We start from the raw sequence: 12,952 nt of genomic DNA on the forward strand, positions 1-12,952 counted from the left end.
CCCCACCGCACCCTCCGACCCCCGACCGCGCGCTTGACGCGCGCGCTCGGCGAGCCTCGCAACCCTCTGTTCCCCCTCTCAGGGCACACCTGTGCCGCTCCCAGGGCACACCTGGGCCAAGACCTCATGAGGAACCACCATGAACACATCTGCCAGACGGCGTCTCACCGCCGCCGCCCTGACCGTCGCCGCCGTCACCGTCAGCGCCACCGCGTGCTCCTCCGGATCGGACAGCGGCAGCACTGAGAACGCGGACGGTGGCGGCACGTACACGATCTGGGACCCGTACCCGCAGTTCGACAAGTCCTCGGCCTGGGCGAAGCTGCTGGACGGCTGTGGCACCGAGGCCGGGGTGAAGATCAAGCGGACCGCGTTCGACACCAGCGACCTGACGAACAAGGCACTGCTGGCGGCGCAGCAGGACAACTCGGCGGATGTCCTCATCGTCGACAACCCGGTCGTGTCGACGCTGGCGGAGGCGGGCGTGCTGACCGCGACCGACGACAACAAGCTGGACGTCTCGAAGGTCAGCCCCAACCTGCTCGCGGCCGGCCAGTCGGGCGGGAAGACGTACGGCACGCCGATCGGCGCGAACACCCTCGCCCTGTACTACAACAAGGCGGTGCTCAAAAAGGCCGGGGTGGACATCGCCTCGGTGAAGGACTGGCCGTCGCTGACGGCGGCGCTGGCGAAGGTGAAGGCGGCCGGGAAGAAGGGCATCACGTTCTCCGCGATCGGCACGGAGGAGGGCAGCTTCCAGTTCCTGCCCTGGTTCTGGGGATCCGGGGCCGAGCTGACCGCGCTCGACTCCGACCAGGCGGTGTCCGCGCTCTCACTGTGGAAGGGCTGGCTGGACAAGGGCTACGCCCCCAACTCGGTCATCAACAACACCCAGACGACCAGCTGGGCGGAGTTCGCCAGCGGCGACTACGCGTTCAGCGAGAACGGCACCTGGCAGCTCGCCAACGCCGACAAGGCCGGCTTCGAGTACGGGGTCATCCCCATCCCCGACTCCGCGGGAGGCAACGCCGCCGCGCCGACGGGCGGTGAGTTCGTCACCATGCCCGTGCAGGGCGACACCGGCCGCTACGCCACCTCGCAGAAGCTCGTGTCCTGCCTGACCAACAGCGAGAACCTGCTGGAGACGGACACGACGCTGTCCTACGTGGCGCCGACCACCGAGGTCCAGGACAAGCAGATCGCGGCGAACGCCGAGCTGAAGCCCTGGGTCGACGCGGTGCAGGCCGCCAAGGGGCGCACCAGTGACGACCTGGGCACCAAGTACCCGAAGATCTCCGAGCAGTTGTGGAAGGCGGTCCAGTCCGCGCTCAGCGGGTCGGCGTCGCCGAAGGACGCGCTCGGCTCGGCCCAGTCCGCCGTCAAGTAACCACTGCCAGGGGCCCGTTGATGAACCGCACGACACACCCGCCGGGCCACCGGCGGGTCCCCCACCGGACCGGGGCGGCGACCGCCGCCGCCCCCGGCCCGGCCCGGCGCCGCCCGGCCTCCCCGCAGTGGGCGGCCTGGGGCTTCCTCGCCCCGGTCGCCCTCTATCTCGCCCTCTTCTACGCCTATCCGCTCTACCGCAACATCGATCTGAGCCTGCGGAACTACACCGTCCGCTCCTTCGTCCAGGGCGACGCCCCCTTCGCCGGTCTGGACAACTTCCGGACCGTCCTCGACGACCCGACGTTCGCTCCGGCACTGCTGCACACCGTGGTGTTCACGGTCGTGTGCCTGGTCTTCCAGTACACGATCGGGCTGGCCCTGGCGGTCTTCTTCAACCAGAACTTCCGCCTCTCCGCAACCCTGCGGGGCCTGTTCCTCGTACCGTGGCTGCTGCCGCTGATCGTGTCGGCGTCGACCTGGTCGTGGATGCTCAACAGCGACTCGGGAATCGTGAACGCGGCGCTGGGCGCCGTCGGTATCGGTCCGGTGAACTGGCTGACCTCGCCGGACTGGTCGCTGACCTCGGTGATCATCGCGAACGTCTGGGTCGGTGTCCCCTTCAACCTGGTCGTCCTCTACAGCGGGCTGCAGTCCATTCCCACGAGCCTGTACGAGGCCGCCGCCCTGGACGGGGCGAACGCCTGGCAGCGGTTCTGGCGCATCACCTTCCCGCTGCTGCGCCCGGTCTCCGCGATCACCCTGCTCCTGGGCCTCGTCTACACGCTGAAGGTCTTCGACACCATCTGGATCATGACCAAGGGCGGCCCGGCCGACTCCTCCACCACCTTCGCCACCTGGTCGTACCAGCTGGGCTTCGGCAGTCTGCTGCCCTCCTTCGGCCCCGGCGCGGCCGTCGGGAACCTTCTCGTCGTCACCGCGCTCGTCTTCGGCCTCCTCTATGTCCGGGTCCAGCGGAAGCAGGCGCTGTCATGAACCTCCGTACCGGTACGTGGTGGAAGACGGCCCTGGGCCTGGTCCTGACCGCGATCATGCTGTTCCCGGTCTACTGGATGCTGAACGTGTCCTTCACCCGCGACCAGGACATGCGCAAGAGTTCGCCCGACCTGTTCCCGGCCAACCCCACCTTCGCGGGCTACCGGGCCGTCCTGGACGACCAGTTGCCCTACCTCGCCACCAGCCTCGTCATCGGCCTGGGCACCGTCGTCCTGACCGTGGCGCTGGCCGCGCCCGCCGGCTACGCGCTGGCCAAGCTCCGCCCGCGCGGGGCAGGGGTGTTCAGCTTCCTGTTCCTGGTCGCGCAGATGATCCCCGGCATCATCATGGCGATGGGCTTCTACGCCATCTATCTCAGCCTGGGACTCCTCCAGTCCGTCCCCGGCCTGATCGTCGCCGACTCCACCCTGGCCGTCCCGTTCGGCGTGCTCATCTTCACCGCGTTCATGTCGGGCATCCCCGGCGAACTGCTCCAGGCCGCGCAGGTGGACGGGGCACGGGCGCTGCGTACCTTCTGGTCGATCGTGCTGCCGATGAGCCGCAACGCGATCGTCACGGTGTCCCTGTTCGCGTTCCTGTGGTCCTGGTCCGACTTCGTCTTCGCCAGCACCCTCGCGGGCGGCGGCGCGCACGAGCCGATCACCCTCGGCATCTACCACTACATCGGCAACAACAACCAGCAGTGGAACGCCATCATGGCGACCGCCGTCGTGGCCTCCCTGCCCGCCACGGTGATCCTCGTCCTCGCCCAGCGCTACGTCGCGGCCGGCGTGACCGCCGGCGCCGTGAAGGACTGACACCGCCGTCTCCCGGCACATCCGCCGTGCTCTTCATGAGCCGCCGCCCCCCTCCGCTCAAGAAATGAGTGCCGCCTCCATGACCGCCGCACCGTCCGGCCCGGCCTTCTCCATTCACGACATACCCTTCAGCGCGCACGGCTCCTGGTTCGGCATCTCCCCCGTGCTCGCGGAGAAGACCCGCGCCGAGGACCTCCACCTCGTCTCGCACCAGAACGGCATGCACGCCGTCCTGCGCCTCGTCCCCCTCGACGCGGCGACGGGCGAACGTGCGGAGACCGACGTCCGGGCGACAGCCGGGCTGCTCAGCTGGATCGGTGCGGACGGACGCGTCGACCTCACCTACGAGTCGCCGGACACCGTACGGATGCGTGGTGAAGGGCTGGGCCTGCGCGTCGCCGCCGCGGCCGAAGCCCTCACGCCCTTCAGCGGCACCTACTTCTACCGCGACCCGGTGGACGACGCCCACACGTTCACCTCCTACGAGACCGGGCGCCGCTACCGGATCACCGTGCTGTCCGGCACGGTCGCCGAGGTGTCCGGTGATCAGTCGCTGGGCAGCAGCGACCGCGGACTCACCGTCACTGCGGGAGCCGACGCACCGTGGGAGATCGCGGTCGAGGAACTCGACAGCGCGCGGGCGCCCTTCCGCTCGACGTCGGCGTTCGGCGAGGTCATGGAGGCCGCGCGGCGGTCGTTCGCCGAGTTCGCCGACACGGTCGCCCCCTGGCGTGCCGCCGGCACGCCGGCAGCCGAACTCGCCGCCTATGTGGTGTGGTCGGCGACCGTGCGCCCGGCAGGACTGGTCACCCGGCCCGCGGTGCTGATGTCCAAGCACTGGATGGACAAGGTGTGGAGCTGGGACCACTGCTTCAACGCCCTCGCTCTGGCCCCGGGGCACCCGGAACTGGCCTGGGACCAGTTCTCGTTGCCTTTCGACCACCAGGACGACAGCGGCGCCCTGCCCGACTCCGTCACCCACTCGGAGGTCCTCTACAACTTCGTCAAACCGCCCATCCACGGGTGGGCCTTGGGCCATCTGCGCCGACGTCTCTCCGAGCCGCTCACCCCGGTGCAACTGGCGGACGCGTATCGCAGACTGACCCGCTGGACCGACTTCTGGCTGACCGCACGGCGCGCCCCCGGCGCCACTCTGCCGCACTACCAGCACGGCAACGACAGCGGCTGGGACAACGCCACCACCTTCGATCCGGGGCGCCTCGCCGTCACCGCCGATCTCGCCGCGATGCTGATCCTCCAGCTCGACGAACTGGCCCTGCTGGCGGGCGAACTGGGATTCCCGGACGACGCCCGCCGCCGCACCGAGACAGCCGACGCCCTCCAGACCGCCCTGCTGCGCGAATTGTGGGACGGCGAACGGTTCCTGAGCCGTCCGCCCCAGGGCGGAGCACTCACCCGGAGCGCCAGTCTGCTCGACCTGATGCCGATCGTGCTCGGCGACCGCCTGCCGGACAAGGTCCGCGACCGGCTGGCCGAACGGATCGACACCCACCTCACCGCGTTCGGCCTGGCGACCGAACACCCAGACTCCCCGCACTACGAGCCCGACGGCTACTGGCGCGGTCCGATCTGGGCCCCCGCCACCGTCCTCATCGAGGACGGCCTGCGCCGTGCCGGGCACGAACGCCTCGCCGACGAGATCAGCGCCCGCTATCGCGCCCTGTGCGAGACCTCCGGCTTCGCCGAGAACTTCGACGCCCTGACCGGCGAAGGGCTGCGCGACCGCGCCTACACCTGGACCGCCAGCAGCTATCTGCTGCTCGCCCACGACCACCTCCGCCGCGCGGACACCGCAGCCGACAGCACCGTCGTCTGACGGACGCGCGACAACCCGCCCAGTCGTCCGGCACGGGGGCCGGCACAGCACCGAACAGCCGCTTCCCTGAAGGGACGTAAGCACATGCCAGCAATCGGGCAAAGACGCTCGACCGCCAGACGCCTCCTCCACGGCATCTCCAAGTCACTGCTCTCGCTCACCGTCATAGCGGGCGCCACCACCGTGATGGCCTCCCCGGCAGCCGCTGCCACCCCCACCCTCACCGTCGACCTCGGCACCACCACCGGAGCCTTCCGCGGCGGTGCCTCCGGAGCCCTCTACGGCCTCTACGGCCCGGACGTACCGACGAACAACCTCATCGAGGGCATGGGTCTGAAGACCACCAACACCAAGTACCAGGACGGACAGCAGCACCCCGGCTCGGACGCCCTGGAGATCGCCAAGCCCTTCGTGGACAGCGGCGGCGGCGACATCATGATCTACATGACGGACGTGTACCGCGCGGCCTACGAGCGCGCCAGCTACGCGGCCTACCAGCAGACCATCAGGACCCAGGTCGAGCAGGCGATGGCCAGCCCCTACGCCGGCCACATCGTCTTCGTCCCGTACAACGAACCCGACCTCAACTGGTTCAACGACCTGCGCACCAACTCGTCGAAGCTGGCCGCCTTCAACGCCGAGTGGAAGCAGACCCACGACTTCATCAAGGGCATCTGGCCCGCGGCCCGGCTGGCGGGCCCCAACACCTCCAGCTACTCCGGCTCCGCCTTCAGCGGATTCCTCACGTACTGCAAGGCGAACAACTGCCTTCCCGACGTGGTGACCTGGCACACCCTGGGCAGCCCGGCCGAAGTCCGCACCACCGTCGACGCCTACCGGACCGCGGAGGCCGCTGCCGGGATCACCTCCCCGATCACCGTCAACCTCAACGAGTACGCCCACCGGTTCCATCTGACCGACCCCGGCCAGATGGTGCAGTGGATCGCGGCCATCGAGGACGAGAAGGTCGACGGCAACCTGCCGTACTGGAACATCAACGGCAACCTCGGCGACTCCGCCGCCGCCCAGAACACCCCCAACGCCCAGTGGTGGCTCTACAACTGGTACAGCTCCATGAGCGGGAACACCGTCAAGGTCACCGGCGCCTCGAACAACGACGCCTACACCCTTCAAGGTCTCGCCAGCCTGGACACGGCCAAGAAGCAGGCCCGTGTCATCCTCGCCGGCGGCGGTACCAGCGGCGCCTCCAACACCGTCATCAAGAACATCGACTCCTCGGTCTTCGGCTCCACCGTCCACGTGAGCGTGTTCCAGGACCGCTACAGCGGCTACATCGGCGCGGCGGGCACCCCGACCCGGCTCTCGGACGCCGACGTGAGCGTGGGCTCCGACGGTTCGGTCACCCTTCCCATCACGCTCGACGCCATGTCCGCATACCAGGTGATCGTCTCCCCCGGGGGCACCGGTAGCGCCACCGCCTCCGACAACACCTGGTCGGCCAGTTACGAGGCCGAGAACGCCACCCTCAGCGGCAGCGGCTACAGCATCAACACCGAGGGCAGCGCCACCGGTGACGTCGGCAAGTTCGCCACCTCGGGCGGCAAGAACGTCGGCGGCCTGCGCACCGGTTCCTCCACGGTGATCTCCTTCCCCGTCTCGGTTCCCACCACCGGCGACTACGACCTGTCGGTGTTCGGCAACAGCTACGCCAAGGACTCCGACGTCAGGGGTCCGACGAACATCTACGCCCGGGTCGACGGCGGCGCCTCGACCAGGATCGACGTCCCGGTCGGCTTCCAGTGGGTCGTATGGGGCCACAGCGAGACCACCGTGCACCTCACCGCCGGCAGCCACACCGTCACCCTGGCCACCACCGGCGACAACAGCGCGGCCACCGTCGGCGACGCGATCATCGACAAGATCGATCTGCGTCACAAGGACACCGCCGTCCAGGGCACCACGCTCTACGAGGCCGAGCAGGCCAACCTCTCCGACAGCGGCACCGCCGCCTACACCTCCCAGGGCCAGTCCGGCGCCGGCGCGGTCAACCTCACCAACGGCAAGTCCGCCACCTTCTGGGTCTACTCCGCCCGCGACGGCTACGCCGACCTGACCGCCCGCTTCCGCAACACCGGCCAGGCCGACCTCACCGTCAACGGCAGGCCCGTCAACGACCAGACCCTCTCCGGGGCCACCCCGGACGCCTGGACCACCTCCGCCAACCGGGTCTACCTCAGCTCCGGCATCAACAAGGTCAAGGTGACCGGCGCCGGCGGCACCCTCGCTCTGGACCGCCTGGCCGTCACCCCGTTCACCGCCACCGACGCCGTCACCACCGGAAACGTCGTCACCTACCAGGCCGAGAACGGCACCCTCACCGGCACCGCCGCCGCCGACACCACCTACACCCAGGCCAACGGCACGGGCGTCGTCACCGGCATCGGAAACGGAACCGCCAACTCCCTCACCCTCAACGTCAACGCGCCCACGGCAGGCACGTACGCCATGACCATGCGCTACTCCAACGCCGAGGAACTGCCCTCCAACCACTACAACCCCGACCTGTACGCCGAGCACGCCGACGTCAGCGTCAACGGCGGCACCGCCACCCGCGTCAACTTCGCCAGCACCCTGCACTGGAACCAGTTCAACAACTACACGGTTCCCGTCACCCTCGCCGCGGGCGCGAACACGGTGAAGTTCACCGCCTCCCAGCTCTACAACCACGACGGCACCACCATCGGCCTGGTCTACTCGGGCGGCGGCAGCGACATCGGCCAGCCCATGCGGTCCAGCTCCGCCCCGCACCTCGACCAGGTCTCCTTCGCCCCGCAGAACCTCCACATCGGCGCCTCGACCGGCTTCTCCTCCACGGCCGTCGCCCAGCACAGCGGGTTCTGCCTCGAAAACCCCGGCCAGTCCACGGCGAACGGCACCCAGCTCCAGCAGAACACCTGCGGCACCGGTCAGGAGCAGCGCTTCGACTTCCACCCCGTCAGCGGCGCGACGGACACGTACACCGTCGTCAACCACTCCAGCGGCAAGTGCCTGGACATCTCGGCCTTCTCCACGGCCAACGGGGGCGTCGTCCAGCAGTGGACCTGCCACGGCGGCACCAACCAGCGGTTCACGCTGAACGCGGTCACCGCCCTGGGCAACAGCCACGACTACCAGCTCGTCTCCGTGAACAGCGGCAAGTGCGTCGACGTCAGCACCATCTCCACCTCCCCCGGCGCCCTCGTCCACCAATGGACCTGTGACACGGGATCCACGCTGACCACCAAGAAGAACCAGATCTGGCGGCTCGCCGGAAAGGACTGAACCACCGACACGAACATCATCTGACCGGGCGTCGTCGGCCCGCCGGCACTGTCCGGCGGGCCGACGACGCCCTTCGTGCCCGCGGGACTGTAGGACGTTCGCCCCTGTTTCACATTCGGTGGCGACGGAGCGTCGTGACGTGTCGTTGCCATAGTTGGTGTTTTCACGCGTAGCCCAGGCCTGAAGGCGCGGCGCCGCGCCGCGCCGCTGCCCGTCGTCACGGCAGCGAAGACGGGCGATCAGTACCACGCGGTGGCGGAGGAGTGGGACGCCGGCGCGTCCGGCCATCAGGCGGCCTCCCGCACTCCCTCCACCCCTCGCGGGAGGCCGCTTCCCGCGCCTCCGGCAACCCCGGCACCGACGCCACCGCGCACCCTTCGACGGTCTGTCCGACATCACGAGTGGTCACTCCCGTATCGGCCCGATGTACGGCCCCCGAGGGCATCGCGGCGCTATGCGTCCCCGTACGCCTCTCCCCCGAGTTCGAACCCGGCCGTCCCCGCCGTCGCGTCCGCCAGCCATGCCCGGAACGCCTCCACATCGGTGTCCGGCAGCCCGATCTCGATCGTGACGGCCTCGCCGTAGCGCACCTCGCGCACCTCGCGGCCGGTGGACCGCAGGTCGTTCTGGACCTTTCCGGCCCGCTGGTGGTCGACGGTCACCGTGGCCAGCCGGAAGCGGCGGCGGGTGCGGGTGCCGAGCACGTCGAGGGCTTCGCCGACCGCTCCCCCGTAGGCCCGGATGAGGCCCCCCGCGCCCAGTTTGACGCCGCCGTAGTAGCGGGTGACGACGGCGACGACGTACCTCATGTCGCGGCGCAGCAGCATCTGGAGCATGGGGACTCCGGCGGTGCCGCCCGGCTCGCCGTCGTCGCTCGCCCTCTGTACGGAGGCGTCGGCGCCGATGACGTACGCGAAGCAGTTGTGGGTGGCGTCGGCGTGCTCCTTGCGGACGGCGGCGACGAACTCCTGCGCTTCCTGTTCGGTGGCCGCGGGGGCGAGGGCACACAGGAAGCGGGAGCGGTTGACCTCGGTCTCGTGCACACCCGCGCGGGTCACTGTGCGGTACTCGTCCGGCATCCGGCCACCCTACGGGCGCCGACGTGGTGGATACTCACTCCTCGTTGCCAAAGGCCGCAGGCCATGCTTAATGCATAGAGAAGTAAACAAAGAAGTAAACGGCAGACAAAGAAGACCCCAAGGAGATCATCGCATGACCGGCGTCGAGGTGGATGGCAAGGACAATGCCGGGCCCGCAGGGCCGAGTCCTTCCGCGACGGTGTCCGTGCGGCCCGCGCCCCGCTGGCGGGCCTGGCTTCTGGAAGGGCTCAGCGAGCAGTCGGCCCGGCATCCGGGGCCGCACGCCACTCCGGCCGAGGACCATCGGGGCCACCGGTGGTGGCGGGTCATGTGCCTGACCGGCGTCGACTACTTCTCGACGCTCGGCTACCAGCCGGGCATCGCCGCCCTCGCGGCCGGCCTTCTCTCACCGCTCGCCACGCTCGTACTGATCGCACTGACGCTGCTGGGCGCGCTGCCGGTCTACCGCCGGGTCGCGCGGGAGAGTCCGCACGGCGAGGGGTCGATCGCCATGCTGGAGCGGTTGCTGCCCTGGTGGTCGGGGAAGATCTTCGTGCTCGTGCTGCTCGGTTTCGCGGCCACGGACTTCATGATCACGATCACTCTGTCGGCGGCGGACGCCTCCGCGCATGTCGTGGAGAATCCTTTCGCCCCGCACTGGATGCACAACGGGAACGTCTGGATCACTCTCGTCCTGGTCCTCGGGCTGGGCGCGGTGTTCCTGAAGGGCTTCAAGGAGGCCATCGGCATCGCCGTGGTGCTCGTGGGTGCCTATCTCACCCTCAACGTGGTCGTCCTCGCCGTCTCCGCCTGGGAGGTGTTCAGCCACCCCGTCAGGATCGGCGACTGGACCGACGCGATGACCGCGGAGCACTCGTCGCCGATCGCGATGATCGGGGTGGCGCTGCTCGTCTTCCCGAAGCTGGCGCTGGGCATGTCCGGCTTCGAGACCGGCGTGGCAGTGATGCCGCAGGTCAAGGGGGACGGGACGGACACGCACGAGCGGCCCGAAGGCCGGATCCGGGAGACCCGCAAGCTGCTCACCACGGCGGCCGTGATCATGAGCTGCTTCCTGCTGCTGTCCAGTCTGGCGACGACGATCCTGATCCCGCAGTCCGCCTTCGAGAGCGGCGGCCCGGCGAACGGGCGCGCACTCGCCTATCTCGCGCACGAACACCTCGGCGAGGCCTTCGGCACGGTCTACGACGTGTCGACGATCGCGATCCTCTGGTTCGCGGGCGCCTCCGCACTCGCCGGACTGCTGAACCTCGTACCGCGCTATCTGCCGCGCTACGGCATGGCGCCCGAATGGACGCGTGCCGTACGGCCGTTGGTGCTGGTGTTCATGGCGGCGGCCGTGTTCATCACGCTCTGGTTCAACGCGAACGTCGACGACCAGAGCGGCGCGTACGCGACCGGTGTGCTGGTGCTGATGCTGTCCGCGTCCTTCGCGTCGGCGGTCGCCGTGCACAAGCGCGGTCATCGGGCGGCCACGATCGGCTTCGGCGCGATCACCGTGGTGTTCGCCTACACCCTGGTCACGAACGTGATCGAGCGACCCGACGGCATCAAGATCGCGATGATCTTCATCCTGGCGATCCTCGTCACGTCGTTCGCGTCCCGGGTGCGCCGCGCCTTCGAACTGCGGGCCGCGGAAGTGACGTTCGACGATACGGCGGCCCGGATCATCGACGAGGCCGCGGCCGGCGGTCCGCTTCTCCTGATCGCGAACGAGCCCCAGGAGCACAGCACCCGGGAGTACCGCGCCAAGGAGTACAGCCAGCGCGAGCAGACCCACATCCCGGACGGCCGTCCCGTGCTGTTCCTGGAGGTGTTCGTGCGGGACTCCTCCGACTTCACGGCCGATCTCGCCGTGCGCGGCGACGAGAAGCACGGCGCTCGCCGCCTGCGCGTGGAGGGCGCGACCGTGCCGAACACCATCGCGGCGGTGCTGATGCAACTGCGCGACCGCACCGGCCAGGTCCCGCACGCCTATTTCAACTGGACCGAGGGCAACCCCTTCAGCCACCTGGTCCGCTTCCTGATCTTCGGCCATGGCGAGGTCGCCCCGGTCACCCGCGAGGTGCTCCGGCGCGCCGAACCGGACCTGGACCGCCGCCCACGCGTGCACGTGGGCTGACCCGGACCGGACAGGATCGGCTTCGGGTCAAGGGGTCTTCGTCCCGCGCGGCACGATCATGTCCGTGAGCAGGGCCGTGCCGGGCGCGAGGCCCTGCCAGTCCTCGCCGCGCCAGGCCAGGACGGCGATCGCGGAGGTCGGGAACTTCGTCCGAACGTCGTCCAGCGCGTCGTCGAGCGCTTCCCCGGCCAGCTCCAGCACCAGTTCCCCCAGGCCGGGGTTGTGCCCGACCAGCAGCAACGTCCCGACGGCAAGCGGGACTTCGCGTACGACGGCCAGCAACTCCGGTACGTCGGCCCCGTACAGCCTCGGATCGTGCCGGACCTGCGGCGGGGTGTCCCACTCGGCCGCCGCCAACTCCCAGGTCCGGCGGGCGCGTTCGGCGGTGGAACACAGGACGAGGTCCGGCAGGCAGTCGGCCTCGGCGAGCACGCGTCCGGCTGCGGGAGCGTCCCGCAGGCCGCGCGGCCCGAGAGGGCGGTCGTGGTCGTCGACACCCATCGGCCAGGCCGACTTGGCGTGCCGCAGGACGACCAGACGGCGCAGCGGGCCCATGCCGTGGTCGGTCACCTCAACGACCCGATCTCTCGGGTGAGTTCGAGGCCGAGAATGCGGTCGGCGTAGGCGTACGTCTCGAAGCGGGCCCCGTCCGCCAGCCCGTCGAGGGTCTCGACGCGGCGCAGGACGTCCAGTACGGCGGGCAGATCCAGGTCGTCCTCCCAGGCGGCGCGCAGTTCCTGGCGTACCCCCTCGGGCACCGGACGGGACGGCTGCACCGCCCAGCCGGCGACCGACCGGCGCCAGTGCGCGAGCGCGCTCCCCGCGTCGGCCAGCGCGGCCGGGGTCAGATGGACGGGTTCGGAGCGAGGGTGGGCGAGGAGGGCGAGGCGGAGGGTGGCGGGGTCGATGTCGCCGGGGGCACCCTCCGCGTCGGCGGAGTCGACCGGGGCGACGTCGATCCGGAGGCCGCCCGTCTCACCGTCACCCCGGCTCACCACGTGGATCAGCTGGGCCCCCGCGAACTCCGGTCCGACGTCACGCCGGTCCTCGAAGGGCCGGATGCCGAGAGCCGCGGCGCCCGCCCGGAGTTCGGCCACCTGTTCCTCACCGGCCAGCACGGCCCACACGGGGGTGCCGCCGATTTCCAGGGCGCGGGCGAGGACATCGGCGACCAGGAGGACACGGAGGGCGGTGGTGTCGAAGCCTGGGGCATGCGCCTCGACACGGGTCAGGGCCCGACGGGCCGGGGCGGCGACTACGGACTCGGAGGTTCGGGCGTCGTAGATGCGAAGCACGGTGCCGAGCGTAACGCTCCGCCGGGTCGGGGGGTCGATTCGGCTCGGGGCGGTGGTGTTCGCGCACTGTTCCTCGCGGGCCCTTTGCGGCGGTTCGTGCGACCCACGGCCCGCGGGGG

At 69.6% G+C, this 12,952-nt stretch carries 9 protein-coding genes; 6 read left to right on the top strand and 3 right to left on the bottom strand.

Annotation, left to right across the window (positions count from 1 at the left end; all coding sequences use genetic code 11):
- Window positions 1-139 precede the first annotated feature (139 nt).
- The 5 genes from OHN74_RS05395 to OHN74_RS05415 all read left to right on the top strand — a co-directional run bounded on the left by OHN74_RS05395 (window position 140) and on the right by OHN74_RS05415 (window position 8,319).
- Window positions 140-1,387, top strand: a complete 1,248-nt coding sequence (locus OHN74_RS05395) for a sugar ABC transporter substrate-binding protein (RefSeq protein ID WP_327693380.1) — start codon at window positions 140-142, stop codon at window positions 1,385-1,387.
- A gap of 20 nt (window positions 1,388-1,407) precedes the next feature.
- Entirely contained in the window at window positions 1,408-2,382 is a 975-nt protein-coding gene (locus OHN74_RS05400) for a carbohydrate ABC transporter permease (RefSeq protein WP_327693381.1), read from the top strand.
- Window positions 2,379-3,200: a carbohydrate ABC transporter permease gene (locus OHN74_RS05405; protein ID WP_327693382.1), complete on the top strand. Its 822-nt coding sequence runs from the start codon at window positions 2,379-2,381 to the stop codon at window positions 3,198-3,200. The genes OHN74_RS05400 and OHN74_RS05405 overlap by 4 nt, the downstream gene beginning before the upstream one ends.
- A 79-nt stretch (window positions 3,201-3,279) precedes the next feature.
- Window positions 3,280-5,037 carry an amylo-alpha-1,6-glucosidase gene (locus OHN74_RS05410; RefSeq protein WP_327699999.1) on the top strand — a complete coding sequence of 586 codons (1,758 nt, stop codon included), beginning with the start codon at window positions 3,280-3,282 and terminating at the stop codon, window positions 5,035-5,037.
- Window positions 5,038-5,121: 84 nt separating this feature from the next.
- Window positions 5,122-8,319, top strand: a complete 3,198-nt coding sequence (locus OHN74_RS05415) for an RICIN domain-containing protein (RefSeq protein ID WP_327693383.1) — start codon at window positions 5,122-5,124, stop codon at window positions 8,317-8,319.
- Between the two features lie 452 nt (window positions 8,320-8,771).
- Here the strand turns inward: OHN74_RS05415 and OHN74_RS05420 are convergent, their stop codons facing one another.
- Window positions 8,772-9,398: a YigZ family protein gene (locus tag OHN74_RS05420; RefSeq protein ID WP_327693384.1), complete on the bottom strand. Its 627-nt coding sequence runs from the start codon at window positions 9,396-9,398 to the stop codon at window positions 8,772-8,774.
- A gap of 133 nt (window positions 9,399-9,531) precedes the next feature.
- Here OHN74_RS05420 and OHN74_RS05425 point away from each other — a divergent pair, with 133 nt between their 5' ends.
- A complete protein-coding gene (locus OHN74_RS05425; RefSeq protein WP_327693386.1) occupies window positions 9,532-11,538 on the top strand; it encodes an amino acid transporter in 2,007 nt (668 codons plus the stop codon).
- 27 nt (window positions 11,539-11,565) lie between these two features.
- Here OHN74_RS05425 and OHN74_RS05430 read toward each other — a convergent pair whose 3' ends face one another.
- On the bottom strand, window positions 11,566-12,093 hold the full coding sequence (locus tag OHN74_RS05430; RefSeq protein ID WP_327700000.1) for a SixA phosphatase family protein: 528 nt from the start codon (window positions 12,091-12,093) through the stop codon (window positions 11,566-11,568).
- An 11-nt stretch (window positions 12,094-12,104) separates the two neighbouring features.
- Window positions 12,105-12,833 (bottom strand): hypothetical protein, encoded by a 729-nt coding sequence (locus tag OHN74_RS05435; RefSeq protein ID WP_327693387.1) that lies wholly within the window; start codon window positions 12,831-12,833, stop codon window positions 12,105-12,107.
- Between the last annotated feature and the right edge of the window lie 119 nt (window positions 12,834-12,952).

The sequence above is a fragment of the Streptomyces sp. NBC_00459 genome (assembly GCF_036013955.1).
Lineage (GTDB): Bacteria > Actinomycetota > Actinomycetes > Streptomycetales > Streptomycetaceae > Streptomyces.